This is a genomic window from Paenibacillus daejeonensis DSM 15491, from assembly GCF_000378385.1.
Lineage (GTDB): Bacteria > Bacillota > Bacilli > Paenibacillales > Paenibacillaceae > Paenibacillus_D > Paenibacillus_D daejeonensis.
On record NZ_KB899660.1, the window covers coordinates 648119 to 674935 of the forward strand.

The 26817-nt window shown below is 52.3% G+C and carries 30 protein-coding genes; 12 read left to right on the plus strand and 18 right to left on the minus strand.

Annotated features, from left to right (window positions below):
• Positions 1 to 19: 19 nt before the first annotated feature.
• Together aroQ and F556_RS0110000 are read right to left on the minus strand one after the other, a co-directional pair.
• On the minus strand, positions 20 to 460 hold the full coding sequence (gene aroQ / locus F556_RS0109995; RefSeq protein ID WP_020616805.1) for a type II 3-dehydroquinate dehydratase: 441 nt from the start codon (positions 458 to 460) through the stop codon (positions 20 to 22).
• Between the two features lie 87 nt (positions 461 to 547).
• Positions 548 to 1078 (minus strand): YqhR family membrane protein, encoded by a 531-nt coding sequence (locus tag F556_RS0110000; RefSeq protein ID WP_020616806.1) that lies wholly within the window; start codon positions 1076 to 1078, stop codon positions 548 to 550.
• 168 nt (positions 1079 to 1246) lie between these two features.
• Between F556_RS0110000 and F556_RS0110005 the strand changes: the two genes are divergently transcribed.
• A complete protein-coding gene (locus F556_RS0110005) occupies positions 1247 to 2230 on the plus strand; it encodes a DUF1385 domain-containing protein (RefSeq protein WP_020616807.1) in 984 nt (327 codons plus the stop codon).
• Between the two features lie 25 nt (positions 2231 to 2255).
• Positions 2256 to 2567 (plus strand): hypothetical protein, encoded by a 312-nt coding sequence (locus F556_RS0110010; protein ID WP_020616808.1) that lies wholly within the window; start codon positions 2256 to 2258, stop codon positions 2565 to 2567.
• Between the two features lie 222 nt (positions 2568 to 2789).
• Here the strand turns inward: F556_RS0110010 and mntR are convergent, their stop codons facing one another.
• A complete protein-coding gene (mntR, locus tag F556_RS0110015) occupies positions 2790 to 3212 on the minus strand; it encodes a transcriptional regulator MntR (RefSeq protein WP_020616809.1) in 423 nt (140 codons plus the stop codon).
• A gap of 179 nt (positions 3213 to 3391) precedes the next feature.
• On the opposite strand from mntR, the gene splB reads away from it, so the two are divergent.
• Complete coding sequence (gene splB, locus F556_RS0110020; protein ID WP_020616810.1) at positions 3392 to 4462, plus strand: spore photoproduct lyase; 1071 nt, start codon at positions 3392 to 3394, stop codon at positions 4460 to 4462.
• A 3-nt stretch (positions 4463 to 4465) separates the two neighbouring features.
• Here the strand turns inward: splB and F556_RS0110025 are convergent, their stop codons facing one another.
• From F556_RS0110025 to F556_RS0110055, 7 genes are all read right to left on the minus strand, one after another.
• Positions 4466 to 5173 (minus strand): cytochrome c biogenesis CcdA family protein, encoded by a 708-nt coding sequence (locus F556_RS0110025; protein ID WP_020616811.1) that lies wholly within the window; start codon positions 5171 to 5173, stop codon positions 4466 to 4468.
• Positions 5174 to 5201: 28 nt separating this feature from the next.
• Entirely contained in the window at positions 5202 to 6005 is an 804-nt protein-coding gene (locus F556_RS0110030) for a metal ABC transporter permease (RefSeq protein ID WP_020616812.1), read from the minus strand.
• 37 nt (positions 6006 to 6042) lie between these two features.
• Positions 6043 to 6861 (minus strand): metal ABC transporter ATP-binding protein, encoded by an 819-nt coding sequence (locus tag F556_RS0110035; RefSeq protein WP_020616813.1) that lies wholly within the window; start codon positions 6859 to 6861, stop codon positions 6043 to 6045.
• A gap of 51 nt (positions 6862 to 6912) precedes the next feature.
• Positions 6913 to 8067 (minus strand): metal ABC transporter solute-binding protein, Zn/Mn family, encoded by a 1155-nt coding sequence (locus F556_RS0110040; protein ID WP_020616814.1) that lies wholly within the window; start codon positions 8065 to 8067, stop codon positions 6913 to 6915.
• 662 nt (positions 8068 to 8729) lie between these two features.
• Positions 8730 to 10742 carry a methionine--tRNA ligase gene (metG, locus tag F556_RS0110045; protein WP_020616815.1) on the minus strand — a complete coding sequence of 671 codons (2013 nt, stop codon included), beginning with the start codon at positions 10740 to 10742 and terminating at the stop codon, positions 8730 to 8732.
• Between the two features lie 614 nt (positions 10743 to 11356).
• Positions 11357 to 11602 carry a membrane protein insertion efficiency factor YidD gene (yidD, locus tag F556_RS0110050; RefSeq protein WP_020616816.1) on the minus strand — a complete coding sequence of 82 codons (246 nt, stop codon included), beginning with the start codon at positions 11600 to 11602 and terminating at the stop codon, positions 11357 to 11359.
• Between the two features lie 20 nt (positions 11603 to 11622).
• Positions 11623 to 12051 (minus strand): Fur family transcriptional regulator, encoded by a 429-nt coding sequence (locus F556_RS0110055; protein ID WP_020616817.1) that lies wholly within the window; start codon positions 12049 to 12051, stop codon positions 11623 to 11625.
• Between the two features lie 277 nt (positions 12052 to 12328).
• Here F556_RS0110055 and F556_RS0110060 point away from each other — a divergent pair, with 277 nt between their 5' ends.
• From F556_RS0110060 to F556_RS0110070, 3 genes are read left to right on the plus strand one after another with little or no spacing between them, the layout of a single operon-like run.
• Positions 12329 to 13318 (plus strand): Gfo/Idh/MocA family protein, encoded by a 990-nt coding sequence (locus F556_RS0110060; protein WP_020616818.1) that lies wholly within the window; start codon positions 12329 to 12331, stop codon positions 13316 to 13318.
• Between the two features lie 26 nt (positions 13319 to 13344).
• Positions 13345 to 14343 (plus strand): helix-turn-helix transcriptional regulator, encoded by a 999-nt coding sequence (locus F556_RS33645; protein ID WP_020616819.1) that lies wholly within the window; start codon positions 13345 to 13347, stop codon positions 14341 to 14343.
• Entirely contained in the window at positions 14340 to 15449 is a 1110-nt protein-coding gene (locus tag F556_RS0110070) for a Gfo/Idh/MocA family protein (protein ID WP_020616820.1), read from the plus strand. Before F556_RS33645 ends, F556_RS0110070 begins: the two co-directional genes overlap by 4 nt.
• Positions 15450 to 15540: 91 nt before the next feature.
• On the opposite strand, the gene F556_RS0110075 is transcribed toward F556_RS0110070, so the two are convergent.
• From F556_RS0110075 to F556_RS0110090, 4 genes are all read right to left on the minus strand, one after another.
• Positions 15541 to 17475 (minus strand): stalk domain-containing protein, encoded by a 1935-nt coding sequence (locus F556_RS0110075; protein WP_020616821.1) that lies wholly within the window; start codon positions 17473 to 17475, stop codon positions 15541 to 15543.
• A gap of 187 nt (positions 17476 to 17662) precedes the next feature.
• A complete protein-coding gene (locus F556_RS0110080) occupies positions 17663 to 17887 on the minus strand; it encodes a hypothetical protein (protein WP_020616822.1) in 225 nt (74 codons plus the stop codon).
• 145 nt (positions 17888 to 18032) lie between these two features.
• The gene (locus tag F556_RS0110085; RefSeq protein ID WP_020616823.1) at positions 18033 to 18233 is read right to left on the minus strand and encodes a hypothetical protein; all 201 of its coding nucleotides are present in this window, start codon (positions 18231 to 18233) and stop codon (positions 18033 to 18035) included.
• A gap of 94 nt (positions 18234 to 18327) precedes the next feature.
• The gene (locus tag F556_RS0110090; RefSeq protein WP_157272693.1) at positions 18328 to 18843 is read right to left on the minus strand and encodes a hypothetical protein; all 516 of its coding nucleotides are present in this window, start codon (positions 18841 to 18843) and stop codon (positions 18328 to 18330) included.
• Between the two features lie 98 nt (positions 18844 to 18941).
• Between F556_RS0110090 and F556_RS0110095 the strand changes: the two genes are divergently transcribed.
• From F556_RS0110095 to F556_RS38330, 6 genes are all read left to right on the plus strand, one after another.
• Positions 18942 to 19169 carry a spore germination protein gene (locus F556_RS0110095; protein WP_020616825.1) on the plus strand — a complete coding sequence of 76 codons (228 nt, stop codon included), beginning with the start codon at positions 18942 to 18944 and terminating at the stop codon, positions 19167 to 19169.
• Positions 19166 to 19369, plus strand: coding sequence for a spore germination protein GerPB (locus tag F556_RS0110100; RefSeq protein WP_020616826.1), 204 nt, complete (start codon positions 19166 to 19168; stop codon positions 19367 to 19369). Before F556_RS0110095 ends, F556_RS0110100 begins: the two co-directional genes overlap by 4 nt.
• A 14-nt stretch (positions 19370 to 19383) precedes the next feature.
• Complete coding sequence (gene gerPC, locus F556_RS0110105; protein ID WP_020616827.1) at positions 19384 to 20043, plus strand: spore germination protein GerPC; 660 nt, start codon at positions 19384 to 19386, stop codon at positions 20041 to 20043.
• Complete coding sequence (locus tag F556_RS0110110; RefSeq protein ID WP_020616828.1) at positions 20040 to 20240, plus strand: hypothetical protein; 201 nt, start codon at positions 20040 to 20042, stop codon at positions 20238 to 20240. Before gerPC ends, F556_RS0110110 begins: the two co-directional genes overlap by 4 nt.
• Positions 20237 to 20638 carry a spore germination protein GerPE gene (locus F556_RS33650; protein WP_020616829.1) on the plus strand — a complete coding sequence of 134 codons (402 nt, stop codon included), beginning with the start codon at positions 20237 to 20239 and terminating at the stop codon, positions 20636 to 20638. Before F556_RS0110110 ends, F556_RS33650 begins: the two co-directional genes overlap by 4 nt.
• A gap of 160 nt (positions 20639 to 20798) precedes the next feature.
• Positions 20799 to 20939, plus strand: coding sequence for a hypothetical protein (locus F556_RS38330; RefSeq protein ID WP_169447564.1), 141 nt, complete (start codon positions 20799 to 20801; stop codon positions 20937 to 20939).
• A gap of 155 nt (positions 20940 to 21094) precedes the next feature.
• Here the strand turns inward: F556_RS38330 and F556_RS0110120 are convergent, their stop codons facing one another.
• From F556_RS0110120 to F556_RS0110135, 4 genes are read right to left on the minus strand one after another with little or no spacing between them, the layout of a single operon-like run.
• Complete coding sequence (locus F556_RS0110120; protein WP_020616830.1) at positions 21095 to 23062, minus strand: glycoside hydrolase family 15 protein; 1968 nt, start codon at positions 23060 to 23062, stop codon at positions 21095 to 21097.
• Between the two features lies 1 nt (position 23063).
• A complete protein-coding gene (locus tag F556_RS0110125) occupies positions 23064 to 24509 on the minus strand; it encodes a glycogen synthase (RefSeq protein WP_020616831.1) in 1446 nt (481 codons plus the stop codon).
• A gap of 29 nt (positions 24510 to 24538) precedes the next feature.
• Positions 24539 to 25651 (minus strand): glucose-1-phosphate adenylyltransferase subunit GlgD, encoded by a 1113-nt coding sequence (gene glgD / locus F556_RS0110130; RefSeq protein ID WP_020616832.1) that lies wholly within the window; start codon positions 25649 to 25651, stop codon positions 24539 to 24541.
• A 2-nt stretch (positions 25652 to 25653) separates the two neighbouring features.
• Positions 25654 to 26817, minus strand: a complete 1164-nt coding sequence (locus F556_RS0110135; RefSeq protein ID WP_020616833.1) for a glucose-1-phosphate adenylyltransferase — start codon at positions 26815 to 26817, stop codon at positions 25654 to 25656.

Consider the following 26817-nt stretch of genomic DNA (forward strand, 5'->3'; position numbering starts at 1 on the left):
CTTGTGCAGGAGCATAACGTCAGGCGCGTCGCAGATGCCCCAGCAAGGCGGACAAGCCGAGTTCATAACTCTGATCGCCAAAACCTGCGATCTGTCCTACCGCCACCGGAGCAATAACCGACTGATGCCGAAACGCCTCCCGCTTATGTATATTGGACATATGCACTTCTACTGTGGGAATTCCGCTGCCGGAAATCGCGTCCCGCAATGCGTAACTGTAATGCGTGTACGCGCCGGGATTGATCAGGATGCCGTCTGTATTCCCGTATGCCTCTTGGATCCTGTCAATCAGCGCACCTTCATGATTGGACTGAAAAAATGCAAGCGTCACGCCGGATGCTTCGGCAAGCACAGCCAGACGAGCTTCAATCTCAGCCAATGTCACAGTACCGTAGATACCGGGCTCCCGCACGCCTAGCATATTGAGGTTGGGCCCGTTCAAAACCAGTACAGTGGTCACTTCAGACACCTCCTGGATATGTTCCTGTCTAATGACAAGAATCAATTGCCATTTTACCACAGGAGCCGCCGGTTTGAGAAGCGTTTCCTACGTCTGCCGGCGTGCAGGCCCTCCTGCTGCCTCCATTGGCTCGCGCGACTCTTCATTGTTGAACTCAAAGGCAATCGTAAACCCGATGAACAAGCCCCACACGGTAAACACACACAGTTCTGCGATGACCGTGTTCCACCCCAGTTGCTGGAGCGGAGCCATGAGTCCTAACAATGGACCAACTGACGCAAATAGCACTCCCCACCACAGTAGACCATATACAATCCCGGCCCAAGGACCGGTGAACTTACCGAGCAGTGCTTTGTATACATAAGCGGCTACAATGGAGAAAACAATAAAGCTGCCCAGCCCCAATAATACGCCCCAATACGTTTCGAGAAACGAGCGGCGAAAGAATGGCTCGAGCAAAAATCCCGGTATGACACTTGTGAAATTCACAATATTCATTAGCCAGCGCATCAGTCCCCAGATTACTCCGGCATAGATACCGAGCATTAGACAAAACGTCCAGGGATTTGTCTTGTATGGCCGGCCGCCGCTTCGCTCTTGTTCTTTTGCTTTGGTCATGTTCAGGCCCCTTTTCTTCATTATGGCTTGCACGGTATGGCATTAGTATGCAACAACGCATAGCGCCTCCATTCAAGCCTGTTCATGACCGTGACAATAAATTGGCAAAGCAGCCCCGAATCAAGTACAATATAATTTAATAGTAGAGATGAGGAAGGTGACCAACTCTTGCCGCAAGATAGCAAAGCCGTATATGGCGGACAGGCTGTAATCGAAGGCGTCATGTTCGCTGGCAAACATGTAAATGTAACTGCGGTTCGCCGCAAAAACAATGATATTGTGTTTTACGAAGTACCCAAGACCTCTGCTCGTTGGGTTCAGAATCTGAAGAAGATTCCGCTCGTTCGAGGAGTAGTCGGGATTGTAGAGTCCAGCGCCAAGGGCTCACAGCATTTGAACTTCTCTGCTGAGGCCTATGCCGAGGATGAAGTCGATGAGGATGATCAAAAAGAAGGATCGCAAGAAGCTGTCAAAGAGAAGAAAAAAGAAGAAAAATCCGGCTGGAATTTAACGATGGTGCTTGGTGTGGCAGTTATGGGCGTGCTCTCTTTCATTTTCGGGAAACTGGTGTTTACGGTCGTGCCCGCCGTTTTGGAAGAATTGATTTTTGGGAACAGCTACAGCATCTTCGTTCACAATTTGATTGAAGGACTCATCAAGATCATATTCTTGCTGACCTATCTCTATTTGATTTCATTGACTCCGATTGTCAAGCGTCTGTTCCAATACCATGGAGCCGAGCATAAAGTAATCAGTGCCTATGAAGCAGGCGAAGACTTGACCGTCAAAAACGTTCAGAAATATACACGCCTCCATTATCGCTGCGGTAGCAGCTTCATTATTCTTTCTGTCATTATCGGTGTCATTATCTATTCCTTCTTCCAATGGGATAGCCTATGGCAGCGCGTGTATCTGCGGGTTCTGCTGTTGCCGCTGGTATTAGGTTTTTCCTATGAGGCTTTGCGCTTCACCAATGCCCTGCGTGATACGCCGGTCCTGCGGTTCCTGGGTTATCCAGGCCTGTGGCTGCAGAAGCTGACAACCAAGGAACCTACAGACGATCAAGTGGCCGTCTCCATCGCTTCCTTCAACCGGATGCGTGAACTGGACCGCGAGATGAGCGAACCCAAAGTAGGCAACCCCGCTGTTTGATTCGATGTGAGAGGATGTGCTGCGAGTGCGAAGATTCAATACGGTCACCATTATTTTAGGGGTCCTGTTGGTGATTGGCATCATCTACACGTTTATGAACAATCCTTCGGTTTTGGTGATCGGTATAGCGGTGTTCGGGATTATCTATCTGCTCTACAAGTTTCCGCCAGACCGCTGGTTCGGCCGCAAGGCCGGAGGCAGCAAGCATCCCAAGATCAAGCCATCTGCGCGCACGGCACAGAAGATGCAGGCTCGCTCCAAGACGCCCCGCAAGAATATACCCTTTCGGGTCATCGAGGGCGGCAAGGATGATGACGATCTTCCCAAGTATCATTGATGCATACAAGGTGAAACAGCTACGCCGTCCTTTGGCGGCGAAGCAAGTTTCATTCCGGAGAAATGTAAGCCAAGTAAAGGAGTAAAACATATACTTTCTTATATTTCAAAAAAAGGGTTGTCGTGAGGAATACCTCATGACAACCCTTTTTTGTGTTCGGCTAGGCTGCTGTCCTATCGGTGAGCCGTTATGTATAGCTTTTTGGCTACAGTTCTGAATTGATTATTCATTGTCCAGCCTTGCGCGCACCTGTCTCAAATCCTCGAGCCGCGCCGGCTCAACCCGGAAATATTCAACGAGCGATTCAATGCACGTAATCGAATCCCAGCTGAGATGATGCTCGATTCCTTCCACATCCGTATAGATATTGGATTCCTGTACGCCGATCGTCGTCAGGAAATCCTCTAGCAGCTGATGGCGGTCAACGAGCCGCTTGCCGATCTTTTTGCCTTTGTTCGTCAGCATCAAGCCCCGATATTTCTCATAGATCAAATATTGGTCCTTGTCCAATTTTTGAATCATTTTGGTTACGGATGAGGGATGCACCTCAAGACCTTCGGCGATATCCGAGACGCGTGCGTATCCTTTCTCGTCGATCAGTTTATAAATTCTCTCCAAGTAGTCTTCCATGCTCGGAGTCGGCATCGAAAGCTCCCCCTCACTTGCTTCATTCCACCTGTTGCTGGTAGTTACTCTTAGTATCATACACTGTTATCTGCTGCAACCGCAACCTCGGCGCCTTGATCTTCCATGACTCAATCGGCGGACAGCATCAAACACTATACCTGATATTATCCGTTCACGTTCAAAAAGGAGGCCACGCGATGGCAACGACAGAAACGCCGAACAGGCCCAGAAGAAGCAAGCTTCATGAATCATTCGTTCCTGAACTGGTCTATTTTGAGCCAGGTGCGCTGGATTATCCCAAGGGGCAACAAATCTACCGTTGGGTCGAGGAGCAAGGTATTCCGCTGCGTATGACGACCTCCCATAATCGCATTACCAATTTGCCAGGAGACAGCGAACTGGAGCAATACAAGATTGCCAAACGCACGCTGGTTGTCGGAGTACGCAAAACGCTCAAATTCGACCAATCCAAGCCCTCAGCCGAATATGCCATTCCCATTGCTACTGGCTGCATGGGCCATTGCCATTATTGCTACCTGCAGACAACGCTCGGTGCCAAGCCTTATATTCGTGTCTACGTCAACATGGATGAGATTATGGATGCAGCTCGCGGTTATATCGAGGAACGCGTACCGGAGATCACCCGCTTTGAAGCCGCCTGTACTTCAGATCCTGTCGGGCTAGAGCCCATTACAGGCTCTCTGCGGGAACTGATTGAGTTCATGGCGGACCAGGAGCACGGCCGGCTGCGATTCGTCACCAAGTTTCACCACGTCGATTCCTTGCTGGATGCAAGGCATAATGGGCACACCAGAATCCGGTTTAGCGTGAACAGCCAATATGTAATCAAGCATTTCGAGCCCGCAACCTCACGCTTTGAACAGCGGATCGAAGCAGCTGCCAAGGTCGCACGAGCCGGTTACCCCATGGGCTTCATTATTGCGCCGATTATCTGGTATGAGGGCTGGGAGGAAGGCTATGGAGAGTTGATCGCCAAGCTGGCCGAAGCGCTCCCTGTGGAGGCGACACAGGGCCTTACCTTTGAACTGATCCAGCATCGGTTCACCAAGACCGCCAAGAATGTCATCGCGCGCCGTTATCCCAAAACCAAGCTGGAGATGGACATAGAGAAGCGCAAATACAAGTGGGGTCGCTGGGGTCAAGGCAAATATGTGTACCCTGATGAAAAAGCCGATGCGCTCCGAATGTTTATCTCGGAACGCATCTTTGAACATTTTCCGCAAGCGGAAATCGATTATTTTACCTGAGTCTTAGCCCAACCAATCTGGGGCAAATTGGTTCAGCCAAACCGTCAAGCGGGACATCTGGTCAGTAAATAACAGAATTCCCATGAGAATCATGACGCCGCCACCAATTTTCATAATGGTTGATGAATACTTCAGAATCCACCGGGTCGATCCGATAAAAAACGCCAATACGAAAAATGGGATCGCAAACCCTAGCGCATAGGCCGTCGTTAATTGAAACCAAGTACCTGGGTTTGTCGCAGCCAGCAATAGGATCGCGCTTAGAATTGGACCGACACAAGGCGACCACCCGGCCGAGAAGCCGATTCCGAAGATGATGGAGCCCAGATAACTTTTTTTGCCAAGCTGAACATCCATCTTCCGTTCCTTCATCAGGAATCTTGGCTGCCAGAAACCGACCAGCACCAGTCCGAGTACGATAATCATAATTGCCGAAATCTGACGAATCAACCGCTCATAGTCCCGGAAAAAGTCTCCGAAGGCACTCGTTCCGTAACTGAGCGTGTAAAAGACGATACAGAAGCCGATCATAAAAAAGAAGGTATGTACCATTGTGCGTATCCGGACATCCCGGGTACGCCTTTCGGCTTTGAGATCCGTTACCGAGATGCCGGTAATATAGGAGAGATAAGATGGATAGAGCGGCAGACAACAGGGGGATATGAACGATAGAAATCCAGCCCCGAAGGCCAGCCAAATATTCAAATCCACAGGTAAATCCCTCCTCAACGTGAATCGCTTAAATACGCAAGCCGCGTTTTAGCAGCATAAGCAAAATCAAAACAGCAATCAACAATAGCACAATCGTTGCTCCCGGAGCCAAATTCCAGATTCCCGCCATCATCAATCCCCCGATAATCGCCAGCTCTGCAATGAGCACCACAATGACAATCGACTGCTTGAAGCTGCGGGCAATAATGAGACTGCAAGCCGCCGGAATCGTCAGCAATGCCGACACGAGCAACGCACCAACCAGCTTAATCGAGGCGCTGATTACCAACGCAGTCATTACACTAATCATAATATTAAAGTAACGGACAGGCAAACCGTTCACTGCCGCCGCATCCTCATCAAACGTAATGAGAAATAATTCCTTGTAATAAATAATGACGGCTGCAAGCACCAGCACGGTCACGATGGAGATGACGATCAGATCATCATTGCCCAACGTATAGATGCTGCCGAATAAATAACTGGTGATACTGACATTAAATCCGACACCGATTGTAAATAACATCGAAGCCACAGCCACACCGCCGGACATAATGATGGCTATGGATAACTCGGCATAGGTTTTGTATGTCCTTCTCAATTTTTCGATTGCAAAGGAGGCAATCAGGGCAAAGACCAGCCCCATCCCAATGGGATATACACCTAGCAGAAAACCAAGCGCGACCCCCGCAATGGCGACATGGGCCAGCGTGTCCCCGATCATGGCCAGTCGTCTGAGCACAAGAAAAAGCCCCAATAAGGGGGCTGTAACTCCGATCAGCACACCACCGGCCAAGGCCCGTTTAAAAAAATCAAATGCAAGTATGTCCACGATCCGAGTCCTTCCTTCCCCATCCCACTCCCGACATCTAGCCAGATACCGGCTGCAGATCGTCGATCGAATTGCGTAAATCCCGCAAGCTGTGAGCAAGATCCGACTCTTTGCAATTGTCCAGCTCGTGGGTATGCTTGACATAAAATTTCAGCTTGCCGTTCTCCTCAAGCGGTTCTTCGCCCAAGTAAGAACGAATCATCTCCATATCATGCGAAACCATCAGGAATGTAATGTTGTGATGCTTATGCATATGCTTGATCATATGAAAAAAGTTTTCCTGTGTTTCTGCATCGATACCGACCGTGGGCTCATCCAGGATGAGTAGCGATGGGTTGTTGATCATCGCTCGGGCAAGAAAAGCCCGTTGCTGCTGCCCGCCAGACAGCTGACCGATCCGTTTCCCTGCCAGGTCTTCAATCCGCATGGCATGCATGGCGTCTTCTGCTTTCAGCTTGTCCGCTTTGCTCAGACGGCGCAGCAAGTGCTTGCGCCCATATAGTCCGGACATCACGACCTCTCTTACCGTCGTGGGGAATAAAGGATTGAATGCATTCTTCTGTGGCACATAGCCAATCCTCTCCCACTGCTTGAAGCTCGCAGAAGGTTGATTGAACAAGGAAATGGAGCCCCGCTCTGGCTTCAGCAGACCAACGATCATCTTAAGCAGCGTAGTCTTGCCCGCGCCATTGGACCCGATCAGGCCAACGAAATCGCGTTCCTTGACGGAAAAGTTCAGATCCGTAATCACTTGCTTTTGCTCATAAGCAAAGGAAACATCGCGAATTGAAATGATATCTTGGTGACAACTAAGTCCATTGGATAATTCCTTTACAGCCGCTGATTGCGTATCCATCGCCTGGCTCCTTTCCCTGCATCTCATGTAATGGCAGATGATTTGCTCTCTCTATTGTAATGCTTTCATCAGATTTTGCAAATTTGCTTCCATGAGCGAAATAAAATCTTCGCCTCTGGCTTCCTGTTCAGGCGTTAGCCCCTCAACCGGATTCAGTACAAGTGTATCAATTTTTGCTTCATTCGCCAAGGTCTGTGCCAACTGCGGCGAGATCAGTTCCTCGAAGAAAATATATTTCACATCATGCTCTTCTACGAATGTAGTAATATTCTTCAAGTCTTGTGCGCGCGGCTCCGCATCTGGGGACAGACCCATGATGGAGGTTTCCGTAAGGCCATAGTCCCGGCTCAGATAGCCAAACGCTTGGTGTGAAGTCACAATCTCCTTGCGAGTCGTCGTAGCCAGCTGTTCCGTAAACTGCTGGTCCAGCGCCGTCAGCTTGGCATTCAGCTCATTGAAATTCGCTTCATAAGCCTCACTGTTGGCCGGATCGACTTCCAGAAACTTATCCTTTACGTTCTCTGCCATAATGAGAGCGGATTTGGGACTCACCCATGTATGAGGGTCAACACCGCCGTGGTCATGGTTGTGACCGTCGTGGCTGTGGTCATCCTCGTGTGCATGATCATCGCCTTCGTGGCTGTGATCGTCCTCATGTGCATGATCATCGCCTTCGTGGCTGTGGTCATCCTCATGTGCATGATCATCGCCTTCGTGGCTGTGGTCATCCTCATGTGCATGATCATCGCCTTCGTGGCTGTGGTCATGAGCTCCGCCTTCGATCAGCTTAATGCCCTCGCTCATCTCGGCTGTTACCACTGTCGCGTCCGCGTTCAATCCTTTTAGAAACTGATCGACCCAGCCTTCCAGGCCCGCTCCATTGTACAGAAACAGGTCCGCTTGCGTAGCTCGCATAAGGTCCGCACTTCCTGGCGTCCAATCATGAGGCTCAACACCTGCCGGGATCAAATTGACGACATCCGCATGGTCCCCGCCGATTTCTTTTGCCATGAAATACACCGGATAGATGCTGGTGACCACTTGAATCTTCTCTGCGGTGACCTCTGTACCTGTGCCCGCATCATTACCGTTAACAGTCTCATTTGTATTGTTATTGCTTCCGCATCCGGATAGCACAAGTGCAGGCAATACCAGACCCAGAAACGCCATTTTTGTTTGTTTTCCAAATAAATTACGCTTATTCATGTTTGTGAACCTTCCTTTGCATAGGTAATCTTAATTAGTAATCGTAAGGATTACGTTATGATTATAGCGATCCAGCCCACCAGTGTCAACCACTTGCCTCCCGCAGCGCCTCTATAGCACCTCTCAAAGCATAGTATTGGTCTAAAATGGCCCGCATACGTACGAGATAGAAATGTTCCTTCAAGATTACTTTAGTTTACCCCTCTGTGCAGTATCGCTCTAACGCTTGCTACATCTTAAACTAACAGTTTCCCCGGGTTGGGCATAACTTTAACGGCCATATATGCAGCTATTCCGGTCTTTTTGGTGAGGGCGCGCGGCTAACGGCCATGGGCGCAGTTATGTTGACAAAATCAGAGGTGATCAGGCCCAAATGAGCACAATAGCAGCTTATATGGCCGTTACAATTCCAAACCACCGATTTCGGGTCAAATAAGCGCTGTGGCGGCCGTTAGAGCAGAAGCTCCTGCAGATTGGTGGCGGGGAGGGCCAGACATCGCTCGGCAAATACTGATGGGATGGCCTGTCTTTTACATAGATAGCCGCGTGTTGGAAGGGAAGCAGGCTGTATATGCCATATAAAAAAACGCCACACTCGTTCTCACGAGTGCGACGCTCTTCTCTTATCACTAATTGTCGTCTCACCCACGATAGCTTGACGCCTATTTCACCAAAGCCCCATTAGGCATGCTGTCGGGGACAGTCGCCAGTGTCAGCTGGTCGCCTGAGGAGGCTGCGAGGATCATCCCTTGGGACAGCTCGCCGCGCAGCTTCACCGGCTTGAGATTGGTCACGCAGATGACCTTGCGGCCTACCAACTCCTCCGGTGAGAAGTGCTTGGCAATGCCCGAGACGACTTGACGCTGTTCGGACCCCAGATCGAGCTGCAGCTTCAGCAGCTTGTCGGCCTTGGGAACTGGCGCCGCTGACAGAATTTGTGCGACACGCAGCTCGACCTTGGCGAATTCGTCAATTGCGATCTCCGGCCGTGCTTCCTGTTCATTGGCTGCTGCCCCGGCCGAAGCCCCCGTTGGAGCGTTAGCAGCCGCAGGAGCCGCTGTAGTCCCCTCTGCTGGTGCTGCATTGCCAGCGTTTGGTGACATCGCAGCAGCGATGTATGCCACCTCCTCAGCAGCATCCAGACGAGGGAAAATCGGCGTGGCCTTATTGACACGAGTCCCGGCTGGCAGCAGTCCAAAGGAACCTGCCGAAGACCAAGTGGTCAGCTCTCCCTTTTCAATCCCCAGCTGCTGCCAGATCAGTGAAGGGGTGTTTGTCAGGAACGGCTGCAACAAAATAGCGATGATCCGAAGTGATTCTGCCAGATGAACCATGACGGATGCCAGCTCGCCGGATTTGGCCTCATCTTTGGCCAGTGCCCAAGGCATGGTCTCGTCAATATATTTGTTGGTGCGGCTGACAAATTGCCAGAGGCTGGCGAGCGCAACGGAGAACTCCATTTCTTCCATTGCCGCTTCCACTGCTTTCACTGTATCTGCAGCCACAGCTGTCAGGGATTCGTCAAACGCCGTCACGTTTCCGGCATAGGCTGGAATCTCACCGCCGCAGTACTTCTCGATCATGGCAATCGTGCGGTTCAGAAGGTTACCCAGATCATTGGCGAGGTCGTAGTTCACCCGTTCGACGAAGTTCTCAGGCGTGAACGTGCCGTCCGCACCAAACGGAACTTCCCGCAGCAGATAGTAGCGAAGCGCATCCAGACCGTAACGCTCAATCAACATAACCGGATCGACGACGTTGCCCTTGGACTTGGACATCTTACCATCTTTCATCAGTAGCCAACCGTGGGCAAAAACCTTCTTGGGAAGCGGAAGATCAAGCGCCATCAACATAATCGGCCAATAGATCGTATGGAAACGAACGATCTCCTTACCGACCAAGTGCACATCCGCGGGCCAGTAACGCTGGAATTTCTCACCGTCAGATCCATAGTCGAGCGCCGTGATATAGTTAGAGAGCGCGTCAATCCATACATAAATGACATGCTTGGGATCGCCAGGCACCTTGACCCCCCAATCGAAGGTCGTACGAGAGACAGCCAGGTCCTCCAGACCGGGCTTGATAAAATTGTTAATCATTTCATTCTTGCGGGACTCCGGCTGGATGAAATCCGGGTGTGCATCATAGTACTGCAGCAACCGGTCTGCGTACTTGCTCATCCGGAAAAAGTAACTCTCTTCCTTGACCAGCTCCACAGGTCTGCCGCAATCAGGACAATTGCCGTTATCCAGCTGTCTCTCCAGGAAGAAGGATTCGCATGGCGTACAGTACCAGCCTTCATACTCTCCCTTATAGATATCCCCCTGCTCCAGCAAGCGGCTGAAAATCTGTTCGACCTGCCGTTTGTGACGTTCCTCGGTCGTGCGGATGAAGTCATCGTGAGAAATATCCAGCGTATCCCATAGTTTGCGGATGCCCCCGACAATCTCATCGACGAACTGCTGTGGAGACTGCCCCTTCTCGGCTGCCTTGCGTTCGATTTTTTGTCCATGCTCGTCCGTGCCTGTCAGGTATCGGACATCATAACCACGCAGCCGCTTGTACCTGGCCATCGCATCGCCAGCTACCGTCGTATACGCATGGCCAATGTGAAGCTTATCGCTGGGATAATAAATTGGCGAGGTAATGTAGAATGTTTTCCTTTGTTCTGTCATTGTCGCTTCCTCCCTCATGTTCCATCTCTAAATAGCACAAAAAACCCCCGTCCACATATGGGACGAGAGTTATTAGCTCACGCGGTACCACCCAAATTCCCCTCAGAGCGTTAAATAAGCTCCCGAAGGCTTCATCTGCCGCCGAATCCTGGCGGCCTGCCGATAACGCCGGCTCACGCGCTGCGCCTTGCGGTCTCAGGCTGTAACCCGTCCGCTCGACTGCAGCTCCTCCGGGACCATCTTCCACAGCGGCGGCATACCGGCTCTCACCTACCCCGGCTCTCTGCAATGCTCCTGCCTGTGTACTCATCCGTTCATCAGAGATGATATAAATTCTGTCTTATAGAGGTTGTTCAAAAAGTCCGATGTTGATCACGAAGTGATTCAGGGAGTGGGTTCGACATCGAATCTTGAATGCAGTCTGAACTAAGCGAATGCTTACGAAGCTAGTTTCCTTGGGAAACTCTTAGGTGCTCACGTAGCTTAGGCTACGTTCCGCTCCTCATTTCCTCCTGCCTCCAATCTTCTCGGTGCTGAACACCGACCTTTTTGAACACGCATTTATAGTCTTTACTCTGTCTATGTCAAAATATACCGGACAATCAGCATATGTGTCAAGCGGTGGGATGCTCTGTCCGCTCCGGCCCGCGTGGTGGCACATGGTCGATGCCCCCTGGATGAAACGGGTGACACTTGCATAACCGTTTCACGGTCAGCCACGATCCTCTGGCGGCGCCATGTGTTTCAAGCGCCTCCAATGCATAAGCGGAGCATGTAGGATAAAACCTGCACGTCGGCGGCTTGAGCGGGGAGATGACTTTGCGGTAGAACAGAACGGGCATCTTGAGCAACTGCCGCATCGACACAGCCTCCTCTGATTCTATACGGTGACTTCTTCCTGTGGACAATCCTTGCAGTAGCCAAACACTTCGAATTTATGCTTCACGACCTGAAATTGATCAGGCGCTTGCGTCATGTCCATTGGACAGAATGTAATCGGATAGGTCTTGCCACATTGAAGACAAATCATATGGTGGTGATGATGATGCTCTTTGCAGTGCAGCTTGAACTTGACGCCTTCTTCGAACATGACCTGCTCCAGCACACCCAGTTCTTCCATCACCCGAAGATTGCGGTAGACGGTATCGAAGCTGAGGCCCGAATAATATTGACCCATATAATCGTAGACATCCTTGGGCGCCAGGTAGCCCGAAGTTTCGGCGAACAGCCGGGCCAGGGTTTTGCGCTGGTCGGTGACGCGCAGGCCTTGTCCGGACATTTTCTGGATGATTTCATCTGTTGTCAGCACTCGCTTACCTCCGTTCTCTTACTTTCCATAATGCCCGAAAATCGCCGCGGAGTCAATTAAACGGGCATTGGCGCACGCTGAATTGGCACGTTGATTAGCTAACGTGTATGCTATCGCGTTCGCTGAATCCTCACGTCGTTACCCTGACGTGAGGATTCAGCGTTACTGGCGCGATTTTATAGTATCTTTGTCGCCTATTCCTATTATATCTTCACATTGGCTTATGTTACTTTATTGACATGTCGTCAAATCATAGTTTAAATAAGGAGAGATATCAATGATTAAAGTTGCTATGCTAAGTTACTGGCACGTGCATGCATGGGATTACACCAAAGAGGTTCAAGCGCATCCAGATACAGAGGTTGTAGCGGTATGGGACGAACAGCCGCAACGTGGACGCGAAGCTGCCGAGAAGCTGGGCGTACCTTTTGTAGAAGATCTGGACACTCTGCTCGCTGACAGCAACATTGATGGCGTGGTCGTCGATACACCCACTGTCATGCATCACGAAGTGATGATCAAGGCTGCTCGTGCAGGCAAGCATATCTTCACCGAGAAGGTTATTGCGCCAACCCAGCGCGAAGTACGCGAGATTCTGGCGGCCATCGAGGAAGCTGGCGTTAAGCTTACCGTGTCGCTGCCACGTCTGAACCATGCTTACACACTGGCTGCACAACAACTGGTTCAAGAAGGCCTTCTGGGCGACCTTACGCTCGCTCGCGTACGCCTGTCTCATAACGGCGCGCTGGCAGGCTGGCTGCCAGAGCATTTCTTCAGCCTCGAAGACTGTGGCGGCGGCGCATTGATTGACCTTGGCTGTCACCCGATGTATCTGACTCGCTTGTTCCTGGGACTTCCTGAATCTGTAAGCGCTCAATTCGGATATGTATCCGGCAAGGAAGTCGAAGACAACGCAGTAGCTACACTGAAATATACAAACGGGGCGGTTGGTATCGTCGAAGCTGGCTTCGTGAACAGTCACTCGCCATTCACGCTGGAGCTTCATGGTACGGAAGGAACCATTCTGTATGGCACGCCTGAGAGCAAGCTGCTGCTCCGCAGCACGCGGCGCGAAGGCAACGAATGGCAGACGATCGAACTGCCGCCGGAACGTATTTCTGCATTCCAGCAATGGGTTCAACACGTTCAGAACGGAACGACCGCCGATGAGAATATCCAACTCGCTACAGATTTGACTAGTCTGATGGAAGCAGCCAATCTATCCGCCGCCCAAGGCCGGAATATCCGATTGGATGAATTAAAATAATATCACTTGCTGAGGGGGACGGGACAATGGCAAGCAAGCCTTTTCCGTATCAATTAATGGAGGATAAGATGGATGCGCTGGACCGACTGGAGCTGCGGTTCCGGTGGGGGGCATACGGCTTCCGTGTGTTGCGCTGCCATCTGGCCTCCTTTCCCCCTGGCAAGATTATTCGTTATCACAAGCATTCCGAGTTTGAGTTTCACTTCATCCCCCGCGGCAGCGGGGTCCTTCGCATGGAAGACAAAGAGTTCGATCTGCGCGAAGGCATGTTTTATTTGACAGGTCCCGGCGTTCTGCATGAACAGCAAGCCGATAATATCGACCCGATGTACGAGCTCTGTTTGCATGTGGATATCATGCCTTTGGCGGAACAACCTTCAGAGGATGGCTGGGGCGAGCAATGGGAGCAGCAGGAGGCAGAGCATTGCGTTCAGGCCCTGCAGCACTTCCCGCTTCAGACCTTTCTGGATCAACACCAGGCGATGCCCTGGTTTTTGCACGCATATCGTGCCTGGGTGGAGGGCCGCCCGGGCTTTTATAGTTCGATCAAGCAAGCGATCATTCAGATCATGATGCGGGCCGCCCGGGTAACCGGACCTGCGGAGGCGCCGTTTGCCCTCCCCTCCCGCAATCTCAATAAGCATCGCTTTCAATTGGCGGTTCAGTATATTCAAGACAATTACAGCAGCGCCATTACGCTGCAGGAAGTCGCCGAACGGCTGCACATCAGCGTGCGCCAGCTGCAGAGAATTTTTCAGGAACAGCATGATTGCTCCTTCAGCATTTACCTGGAGAATTACCGGCTGACTCGCGTTTGCGCCGCCCTGATCGAGGATTTGCATCCGATAGAGCAGATCGCTCTGGATCATGGGTTCTCCGGCAGCAACTATCTCTACTACGTGTTCAAGAAGAAGATCGGCATGACCCCCAAGCAGTACAAACAACAACATCATACCGGCGCACCCCGGCTGCATCAGCCATCCGAGGTCGCGCTGGCAGGTACAAAGAAAGGTGAATCCCTATGAGCCAAGTCCCTAATGTTCGTATCGGCATCATCGGTACAGGAGGCATCGCCCACGCACACGCCCGCGCCTACAAGCAGCTTGCTGGCGTTGAGATTGTCGGTGTTGCCGACATCGTGCCCGGTAAAGCAGAGGAATTCCTTGCACTAGAGCTGCTGCACGATGCTAAGGCATTCCAGAATCACCGTGATCTGCTCGAGCTGGATCTTGACGGTGTTAGTATTTGTACACCCAACATCTCGCATCACAAGCTGACCATTGACGCACTTAAGGCCAACAAGCACGTCCTGTTGGAAAAGCCGATGTCCGTCACTCTGGATGAGGCAATCGAGATGACCGAAGCATCGCACGAGTCTTCCGGCATGCTGACAATCGGCTTTCAGCCGCGCTATGATCCCAATACGGCACTCGTTCGGGATATCGTCCAATCCGGCAAGCTCGGCAAGGTCTACTATGTCGAAACAGGTGGCGGACGCCGCCGCGGCATGCCAGGCGGCACATTTATCCGCAAGGATCTGGCAGGAGCCGGAGCGATGGCGGACATTGGCTGCTATTCGCTGGATATGGCGCTTCATGCGCTCGGCTATCCGCGGCCGCTGACCGTCTCTGCTTATACGTCCAATCATTTCGGCTCCAACCCGCTGTATCATCCGGAGGCAGAGCGATTCGAGGTCGAGGACTTCGGGGCAGCCATGATCCGTTTCGAAGGCGATCTGGTGCTTCAGTTCAAAATCTCCTGGGCGATGCATATGGATACGCTCGGCTCGACGATGTTCCTCGGCACAGATGCAGGGCTGAAGATTAATCCATTCGGCACTGGCAACTGGTCCGGTGTGTGGGACGGCAAGGTTGGCGACATTACCATGTATCATGATGTGATGGGACGCCAGACGCACACGCCGATCCCGACAATCACCCATGAGAAGGATCTCTTCTTTGAGAAGGTGCGAGACTTTGTCGAAGCGGTCAGGGACGGACGGCCTGCTCCGATTCCCGGCGATCAAATCCTGATCCAGCAAGCGATCATCGACGGCATTATCCGCTCTTCCGAGCAGAAAAAAGAAATCGAGCTGAAGCTGCCGGACGCCCTTTTCGCTCCACGCGCATAATCCAGAAGCTCGTTACAGCAAACAACCCTCCCGTGCCATTCGGCATCGGAAGGGTTGTTTTTTTGTGACTATAGCTGCATTAGATTCAGACCTACCATCGAACCTCAGGCATCGGCAGAAATAGCATATGAATCGGCAGATTACTGCCGGAGGCCAGGGTAAATACAAAATCCACAATCTCTTCACGAGCGCCGGTCCGGTGCAGCACCGCTGCTTCATGCTGGTTCCATAAAATATTGGTGTTGGTCACCGGGACCGTGGTCCCGTTTACGGTAAAGGCACCGGTATATTGGCCACCTCTGGCATTAAGAGCGATCACCGTATTCGGCGCAACGCGGACCTGCATCCGGTACAGTACGCCAAAATTACCGATGTTAAGCTCTAGCAAGCCCGTCAGGTTGTCAATGCCATAGATATAGCTGTCCATCGTCCGATCACCAAGAACGATACGGTGCGGCTGAGCGCCCAATGTCTCGCCTACGTGGATGATCCGGTCCGCTGCCGTAAACGTACCGCGAACATGCTTGTTGTCTCGTGCAAGCAGCGGCAGCGATTCCAGCACAGCAATCGGATCACGGCCCTCCTCAACAACAGCGATCCGGAAGCGCACATTGGTATTCGTCGTCACATCCGCATAGGCGGTTAATACATGATTAGGCTTCATCGAGATCCGGTGCAGATCTGGCAGGACGATCTTGGATTCACCCGGGCCCAGACGGATCCAGCGTGTGTCGGGCTTGCGGGTCAGCTCGTTCAAATAACGTTCGACAGAACGCTTCCCTGTGTTGGCGACGTACGGGTCGGGACCGCCCATCGCAAACGCGCCAAATCCGACTTGCGTAACGACACTGTTCGTATTCGTTGCCACAAGCACCAGCTTCATGTTCTTGTTGGTGCCATTGAGATGATGGAACATAAAACGTGTCTGTCCACTCAATTGGTCGTCATACGCGATCCCCTCGCCTAACAGCGTCTCTGGCGAATTACTGCGCACCATTTGCGCGGGGAGAGATTGCACCTGGTACGGAATGGAACGGTAGGTCAGCGATGCTGAGCCATCGACGGCATACTTGTCCCCTATGGGCGTATGTAACCGGTGGTATTCATCAAACGTGTACAGCACTTCCGACGTTACCGTAATGTCTTTGGTAATGCGGTCGGACAGCCCGTGCTTGTCTACAACCTCCAGCGTGACCCGCTTGGTACCAGGCTGAAAAAACACCTCTGCCTTGCCGGACCAGGTCCGCTTGACGATTGCATTCTCATCGTCCGTACTCCGGTCAAAGTATTGAATGCGTTCCCCAATTCGATACGTCGTCTTGTCGGTTGTAAAATCGGCGACTGGCGGCTGATTGGGCATGGTTACCTGAAAAGTGACCGAATAGGGTTCACTCCAGTTGCCATCCTCGCCGAGGACCATTCGCGTAACGGTATATTGTCCGGGTTCACTGTAATAGTCTTGCAGCCCCGTCCAGTACTCGTCCACATACCTTCCATTCGCCAAGTCACGGGTTGTCACTCTGGTCTGCCCGGCAAGAATCGTCTTGGGGACGATCTCGAACGTGGCCTGCAGCGCATTGCTCCAGCGGAAAGTCATAACGGTCGGAGTAAAATCAATGGAGCTCCCGGTCAACTCAGCCCATGTCCGCAAGGGGACCATGAGAAAGCCTTCTTGGATATAAACCGTTCCCGAGGACCGAACGACTTGACCGTTCACCCGGATGTCTGATTGATTCGGACGAAAGCGAATATCTAAATTCCCCTTGATTGCAATGGACTCTTTCGTAGCTGCATTGTATGAGACCTGGAAGCCGTATAGCTGAGCCATCGTCTTGAAGGGTCCATAGGACGATCCATTGCGGAACGTGACGGGCTGAACGGCTTGAACTGCGACTCCGTTGTGTTGCAGCATCTTGCTGTTCTTGGTTAATACCAGTTGTTCGTTACTTGAGGCTTCGGCTTGCCCAGATCCTACGGCAAGGGGCAGAAGCAGACAAAAGATGAGCAGTACTTTTATCGATTTCAATGCATTAACTCCTTTGTGCCGTTCTGGCTGACTTGAATTACCCTACTGTGGACGCGAACTACATGTGAAAAGTTGCGAAATGTTATGTAATCGTCAATGTTTTGTCACAAGACTGACCCTTCAATCCAAAAAAAAAGCCCGTCGGCCAGCGCCGTCAGGCTTCTGAATCTGCGTGTCCCCTACTTCATTAACCATTGACACGCATATCGGCCAGGAACGTAATCGCCATGGCCAGGAACAAAATAATCGCGGCAATTCTCAGCAAATCACGTCTGCGCTTGAGCCGGACCAGCTCCTCCCGAGGCAGCTGTTTGTAAATCCCTTCTACATAAGAGCGCTGAAAAAACAGCGTTGTCACCAGGGCAGCAACAAAAAAGATATTGATGATAAACCAGGTTTGTCCGAGATCCACGATCTTGCTCCTTCCTCTTATTTAGACTGTAGAGCGAGAACCTGCTCGCTGCCGTCTTGGCGATACACACTAAAGGCTGCAGACCTGACCGTTGTTCGACGGTAGGCCTACAGCCCTGTTCAGTGCAGCCGGTGCTGCATTCTCGCTACACGTACCATATATTGAGCAGCACGAAGAAGACGATAGCGCTCACTACAGAGCCGGCAAAATAGAACCAGCCGGTACGATAGCGCGTTTGAAACATACGCAGGATGCCCAAACTGAGCAAGCTTAAAATGAGCAGAATGCCTACAGCTCCAAGAATGAATAAGCCTGCAGAAACTTCGCTGACATTTACTAATGACAAGGTACGCACTCCCTCGGCTAACAAGTGTATACCTTGCATTATAATAGATCCCCCGACCCATTGCCACGTGGAGATCAGACAAATTCGTGACAATTCAACGTTGCGGGCCTTTGCGAATCACCGCTTCGATATATTGATCGCCTGCACGGCGCTTTTTCAGCTTCACCTGGAGCACACCGGATACCAGCAAAGAACGATAGGATGAAGGCAGAACAAGGCAAGGCAGACGTGTAATCAGATCCTCCTTGCCATGCCCAAAAACCAGCTTGATCCGGTCCGCTCTGACATATAACCTCAATTCATTCTCACGTACTCCGGGAGGGATCGCCAGCTTGACGATGACAAAGCGGTGCGTCTCGAATATCTCAGGCTTGCCCGCCCCCTGGTTGCCCATCTGTATCGCAGGCAATGCGCCACCAATCAGTTGACCGACATAACGTTCGATCCAGTCTGGCTGCTTGAGCATCTCCTGCGCTTGAGGCAGCCCTCCCTGCCCCATCCACCGCTTCATCTGCTCCCAGTCGAATGTAGGATCTTCTCTGGAATATCCATCTGCCATGCCGTTCACCTCCGTCTTCCCTGACGTCGCTGCTTCTATCTTATGCGGCATGACGGGCTAATGTCCCTGTGCGTGAGCCGTCACGATAAAGGCACATCTGGGCGAATGCCGCATAGGATGGATCAAAAGCTTGCAACAGGAGTGGTGATATGCCTTCAGTCGTTGGTTTTGTCAATATCGTCAGTGTCGGCTCCAGTGCCGTCATACAATTCGGTGATGCGCTGCAGCTATCACCGATCAGCAATTCCAAGTCCTATGCAGGCTCCGGCTCCTTCCTGACCGGCGGTCTCAGCAATGCAAATAACGGCGTCAGTGCAACGAACACCCTTGATCCCGATGTGCAGGATAACGCCACCAATCAGGTTAATGCGGTATGAACCTGACCGTCTATCAACACATTACCATCCATCAATTACGGGTGGATAGCGTCTCCAATTCCTCCGTCCTGCAGGTAGGGACAGCGGGAGCCGTCAGCTCGCTCTCCCAGCTCTACAATACAGGGCAGTTTACCGGACCGGCACCACAGCTCGGCGAAGAAAATCCGTTGTCGCTGGTCCCCTTTCCAAGTCCGAGGTAAAGGAGTGAACGGACATGCAGCAGCCAATAGCCTGGTCGGAATGGGCACTTCAAACCCAACAACAGCTGCAGCAGCAGCTGCTGCGCGTCGCCGATCTGGAACGGCAGGTATGCGAACTCACTACCAGACTAAAAGTCATGGAAGAGAAGCCATCCTGCACAATAGAGAAACTGGAATATCGCTTTGATCAACTGAAGGTCGAACGCCTGGACGGCACACTGCATATTGGCATGTCCCCCCAGGCGTGCGAATCGCAAGGCGTGATAGAACAGTTCACGACTACGCCCATATATCCTCAGCCTCCCGTTAGTGCTACCTCTGCGGGGAATCCGCAATCACAGCCATCCGATCCTCCGCTGCAGAGCACCTCGTGGCCAGCAGAGGATGACGCGAGACAGCAGGTTGAGCACTATCTGGAGCAATCGGCACCTGAGGTCCTCCACCGTATTGCAGCAAATGCGCAGTTACCGCTTGATCCCCATCATAGCCGCTTAATCCTTGCTGATCTCCAGCGTCAGGCTCTGCCGCGACTCGCCTATTATAAGGAGACTGCCAGTCGGGACAGTGGCCACCCGGCAGCGGATGCCGATATTGCAAGCCGTACGATTCACGATATCGAGATGGCCATGCAGCTCTATGTTGAACGACTGCTCCAGAAGGAGGAAGGGCAATGAATCTTCATGTTACCAACCATCAGTTGGCCGTCGGCAGTATTTCCCTGATTGGGGTTTCGACTTCTTCCATGCTTCAAGTCGGAGATACCGACCAGGTCATGTTGTATTCCATGTTCGATACGCCGCCGGAGTCCGTCATCGTCGGTCCGCTTGTTCCGTTGCCAGAACCTTCGACCTCAGCAGAAGCCAATCTATGATTCCCGGTGTGTGTGGCCGCACTGCACACCTAGGCAGCCTTTCCATTGTCAATGTATCGTTATCCGCCGTTGTTCAGCTTGGTGACCACGGCAACTATACCCCCCGGGTCCGGGCGATTGCTGTGCAGCGTCAGGTTGACCATACCCTTGGCGGGGAAGCTGAATTTGCTGCCTACCCGATCTTCTGGCGTCCTTTCCCTAATCTATCCGCCCCTGCCGTCTGCCTAACCAAGGAACAGGTCTGTGAGCGAATTCATGTCGGCAGCATTTCTGTGATTGGTGTGGGCTCTTCTTCTCTGCTGCAAGCTGGCAATGGCAGCTGTATGCAAGCAGAATCCCGCATCAAGCACATTCGGCAGTTCCAGGCACCTCTACAAGCACCTGCAGGCCCTGTCTGACGCCTACTGGGCAGATGCCCCAAATCTCCCGACCCGGTACAAACGTCCATAACCATTTGCCCCCACCGACATACATTACAGTGTGATCTAAACCATCACAACACGTGCGAACGACACGATCGCACGCATCCAAAACAAACAACAACAGGAGGTATGTACTGTGGGATACCCTGTAGGTGGTGCTGGCTGCGGACCAGTTGGTGGCGTAGGTGGCGTAGGCTGTGGCCCTTGGAACAACGTAGGCGCAATTTTGGTGCTCTTCATCCTGCTGGTCATTATTACTCGCGCCTGTCTCTGGTAGGACCCGGTTCGACGCAGGAAGCTTGGCATAAACGCAGCAAAAAACCGGCCGCCATGGCCGGTTTTTGTTTTATCGTATAGACGTTTAGGTTTTCGGGGCCCCCGCAAAGGTTCTGGCTAAGCTTCGAAGGAAAGGCTCCACTTTGTGGGGCTGGTTTATACTTTCACGCTAAGGTCTGCGTATTTTGCAGCATACTTGCAGACGCTCTGGACATAGGTCGCGTGGGACCAGGTCAGCGGCGCCACAGACAATGGCGTTCCATCATATGGATGGAGCTGCTCCGGGAGCACGCCGCTCTCAAGTGCCGAGCCCACCACCCATTCGAGTGTCTGCTTCGGCTTCGCCAATTGAGACAACTCTGTCGCTGCATCGATTTCATAGTTGGCTATCCACAACGTACAGATAATCCATGGATTGCCGGGCACTTTCTCAATATCGCCGGAATGCTGGAAATAGTAATCGTTGGTGTATCGCGCAATTCCGCCAACCTCGGTGCGGACCCCAAGACCATCACGTATGGAATTCATCGTCTTGATGACCCGCTCGTCCGTTACCGGCAGAACACCGAACTCCAGGATGCCGAACATGCTGCTCTCTAGCGTCATGTCTTTGACCCACTCGTCGTCCTTCAATACCAGCCCCCGTGCAAAGCGGCCGGACGGCTCATCCCAGAGATGCTTAATCATCGCCTGCTTCATCTTCTCGGCTATGCCGCGATAGTAATCGCTTCGCTCGTAATCTCCGAACAAGTCCGTGAAGTAAGCCGCCGCCATCAACCCGCCGTACACGGAAGCCGTCGTATAGGTCCAGATCCCGTAGCGTTCCTCCCACAAATCATAGCTCGGTTTGGGCAGATCCAGACTTTCTTCAATGTAACTGCCAAGGAACTGCGCCGCTTTGCGAATCAGATTGCTATAGAGCGACTGAGGGAGCTCAATGACACGATGACGGGTGTAATCCTTCCACAATGCGTAGAGAACCAGGGCTGTCTCATCTTCCTGCAACGGAAGCCGTTGGCTTCCCTGCACGATGTAGGGGTGCCAACTGGAGCCAACCGTGCCATCTGGATTGTATTTATGATACAGGTAGCCTTCTGGAGCCAAGCCGTCTGCGCAGAATTGGAAGAATGGGCTGACAACACTTTGGTAGCCGGCAAGCGACATGGCATCGGCGATCAACGCGCCATCCCGCGGCCACATATAACTGTAATGATCCCGATTGTACTGCAGAATATCAGTGTCATTGGCAGCCAGAATCGCTCCCCGTTCATCAATCTGCGTACGTACCATCAACAGGCTTTTCTTGTATAAGCTGATAACCGGACCCGGCAGATCGCCGAAATCCATCTCCGAACGCGACAGCCAATGATTCCAATAGATGACAATCCGGCTGAGCAGCTTCTCGGGATGACTGTCCTGTACATACTGGTTCAACCGTTTGACCTCGGTCAGATCTTTACCAATCGACATCCAGTAGTAGATGGTGCGTTCGCCACCTGCCGGCACCACCGTGCGGAAGCTGATTGTACTATCGACCGAGCCTTGCGAAATCGAGTTGCCCATGAGGACTCCGTCTTCCGCATCACGCCATGTGCCTTCAGCGGAGCCGAAGCGTTTAATACCTGTCGAATATTGATGAATGCCGGATTCCTCGGAGAACCCGTTAAACATGAAGTAAGACGCCCGTTTATAGTGAAATAAAGTATGGTTCTCAGGGTAGTAAGCGGCCGTATCGCCGACTTCGTTGCCCTCAATCATCAAATCCTGATGGAAGAACAACCGCACCTCACGTTGATCCTGTCTGAGGTTGCGTACAACCACACGCTTGATATAGATGGTCTCCCGTTGATGGATACCATCGTTGAGCTGGAGCTCCAGTCCCAGCCGATCATTCTTGGCCGTTACGTTCGTTACCAGCGAGTCCTCGATATAGCCAAGGGAGATATGCCATTCCTGGTCGTCGAGCCATGAGAAGGAGCCGTCGACCCATACGCCGAAACGGCACTTCTGCCCTCCGACATGATTCAGTTGGCCGACAAACGGATAGTAGATGTCCCGGATAAAGCAGTTCTGGTCCAGGTTCACGAGAAGTTTGCCGTTGCCGATTACCAGTTGTCTTGCCATTTCAAATCTTCTCCTTTCGTTGGTGCAAAAGCTCCCGGTACAGCTCTACATACCGTCTGGCAGCTTTCTTCCAGCTGAAATCCCGCTTGGCAGCTGCGGCAATAAGCCCCTTCCACTGTTCAGGCTCTCTATAAATCGCCAGTGCGTGTCGCAGCGCCTCGAGCATAGCCTCTGGGGTTAGCTCCGTGAAGACGAAGCCTTCACCCTGCCCCGTACCCGGATCATATGGATTCACAGTGTCCTTTAAGCCCCCGGTCGCATGCACAACCGGTACCGATCTGTACTGCATGGCGATAAGCTGACTCAGTCCGCATGGCTCATAGCGTGAAGGCATCAGGAACATGTCCGACGCGGCATAGATCTGCCTGGCCAGCTGTTCATCGAACCCCGTAACTGCCACTACATGGCGGGGATGGCGCATCATCCATGAAGAGATGCGTGCTTCTTCATCCGGCTCGCCGGCTCCCAGGACAACAAGCTGCGCATCCTCGCCAACCAGCTCATCCAGCACGGGATCGATCAAATCGAGCCCCTTCTGGCTGGTCAGACGGGAAACGATACCGATCAGCGGCCGATCGCCTTCTGCTGGCAATCCAAGCTGCCGCTGCAGCGCCTGTTTGTTCTGAACTTTCTTGTTCCGAGCATTACGATAAGGCGCAGTCAGCGCCGGGTCTCGCATGGGATCATAGAGATCCGTATCGATCCCATTCACCCAACCGTACGCATCCTCACGGCGGCTGCGGATAACACCATCCAATTGACCGCCGAATTCGGCAGTCTGGATCTCATCCAGATAGCTCTCGCTTACTGTCGTCAGCCGGTCGGCATATAGCAAGCCGCCCTTCAAGGCACACGCCTCACCATAGAGTTCCAGTGTCTCAGCAGTCAGCGCCTCGGGAGCGACACCGAGCAAATCTGCCATCAGAGGAAGCGGCAGCCTGCCCTGGTAGAGCATATTGTGAATCGTAAAGACGGTAGGAATCGGCGGCAATGTCGGTTCCTCTGCCGCCCGCGTCTTCAAGAGATAGGGTATCAGCGCACTCTGCCAGTCATGGCAGTGAATAAGATCAGGCTGCTCGGTCATATAAGGCAGGGCTGCTACTACCGCGCTACTAAAGAAAACGAAGCGTTCCGTCTCATCGGCATAGCCGTAGAGTCCGCTCCGCCCAAAATAATAGGCATTGTCCAATAAATAAAACGGCTGACCACCGACCTCACCAGCCAACAAATCGCAAGGCTGGCGCCGCCAGCCCAGCTGCACCTCAAACGTATGTACAAGGCGGAATTCGCGTTTGAATTCCAGAGGGATATCCCGATAGTGCGGCATAATAATTGTCGTTCCGGCACCCAGAGCTGCCGCAGATTTGGCCAAGGCTGCAGCCGCATCACCAAGACCACCGGTCTTGGCAAGCGGCGCCGCCTCGGAGACGGCATACAGTATATTCATCTCTCTCCACTCCTGCCTGCCGCGATCGGTCAGATCACTTTGCGTTTGCTCGCCAAGTACGGCGCATCCGTGACGCCGCGAATCTCCCGTCCGGCTTCGATATGGACTTCCTTATCCAGAATGACATGATCCAGCTGACTGCCTTCACCGATTTCTCCGTTTTGCATAATGATACTGTTGCGGACGATTGCCCCTTTGCGCACCTTCACACCCCGGAACAGAATACTGTTGATGACGGTTCCCTCGATTACACAGCCGTTGGCAATCAGTGAATTGCTTGTTTTGGCGCCCTCGAGATAGGCTGCTGGCGGTTCGTCTTTGACCTTGGTGTAGATCGGTCCAGGTTCAAAGAAGAGCTCCCGCCACACTTGGGGCTTCAGCAGTTCAAGCGAATTGCGGTAATAGCTGGTAATGGTGTTGATAATGCCAAGGTACCCCTCATAGAGATATCCGTTGATATGCAGCGTATCCAGCCGCGACATGATGGCATGCCGTACCAGATGGTCCTGCCCTTGCGCCAGCGACGTCTCGACCAGGTCAAGCAGCAGCTCTTTCTTCATGACGTACATTTCCATCGATACCAGGTCGCTCTGCATCCGTCCATAATGATCCTGCATCCCTACCACGCGCCGGTTGCTGTCAAGCTCGACCTTCCTGGCTTTACCGCAGAGGTGATCGCTCTGCCGCTTGCAGACCACTGTAATGTCGGCCCCTTTGGCTAGATGATCCGCCAGCACAAGGTTGTAATCGATATTACAGATCATGTGGCTGCGGGCTACGACCACATACTCAGCCTGACTGCGCAGGAAATAATCGCGGTGCTGAAAAAAATGAAACAGGTCGCCTTTGCGCAGATCGCTCATGTCGTCTGCTACCGGAGGAAGCACAAACAGGCCGCTCTGCCGGTGATGCAGATCCCAATGGCTGCCGGATCCGAGATGGTCCATCAGGGAACGGTATTTGGTATGAGCAAATACGGCCACCTTGGAGATGCCGGAATTGACCATGCTGGACATCGTGAAATCGACCAGACGATAACGCGCACCGAAAGGTACAGTAGCCAGGCAACGATTGGCCGTCAACGATTCCAATTCGTCAGGCTCGTGGATCAAGTTAATAACGCCCATCAATTGATTATTCATGACTACTCCACCTCCTGAAGCGATTGTGAATGGCTGTCGACATATTCATCGCTTGCCACAACCGTGATCGTCTCACCGTCAGGCTTGCCGATGGTTACCCCATCTGAGATAATGGCCCCTTCGCCGATAATGGCACGATAGATCTTGACACCCTCGCCGATTTTGACGCCCGGCATAATAACCGATTCCTGTATGATCGCGTCCTTGGCCACTTGCACACTGTTGAAGAGGACAGAACGATGTACCCTGCCTTCTACGAAACAACCTTCCGTTATAAGCGAGGATGTCACTACAGCATCTTCGGAGACGTACTGGGCGGGACGGTTCGGGTTCACCGAATAAATGCGCCAGTCCTTATCCTGCAGATTCAGTGCCGGCTGATCCTCCAGAAGATCCATATTGCCTTCCCACAGGCTCTCAATGGTCCCGACATCCTTCCAGTAGCCGCGGAACGGATACGCGTTCAGCTTGATCCCGTCTCCCAGCATCGCCGGAATGATGTCCTTGCCGAAATCATTGGAAGAGCGAGGGTTGGCTTCATCCTGAATGAGATATTGCTGAAGGACAGGCCATGAGAAAATATAAACGCCCATGGAAGCCAGATTGCTTTGTGGTTTTTTGGGTTTTTCCTGAAAATCGGTCACGCGGTTTTCTTCATCAACGCTCATGAGTCCAAACCGGCTGGCTTCCTTCCAGTCCACCTCGATGACCGCAATGGTCACATCCGCGCCTTTTTCCTTATGGTCTTTTAACATCTGGTCATAATCCATGGTGTAAATGTGGTCTCCGGAAATGATAAGGACATATTCGGGATCATAGCTATCGATAAAACCCATATTTTGATAAATCGCATTGGCAGTTCCTTTGTACCAGGTTCCGCCTTTGGACTTGACGTAAGGCGGCAGCACGGACATCCCACCATCGCGGCGGTCCAGCCCCCACGGGGATCCGATGCCGAGGTACTGGTTAAGGATGAGCGGTTGATATTGCGTGAGCACGCCTACGGTATCAATGCCCGAATGCGCGCAATTGCTAAGTGTAAAATCGATAATCCGGTATTTTCCGCCGAAATGAACGGCTGGTTTGGCAAGGTCCTTTGTAAGAACGCCTAACCGTTTGCCTTCGCCGCCGGCAAGCAGCATTGCCACCATTTTTTTGCGAGCCAT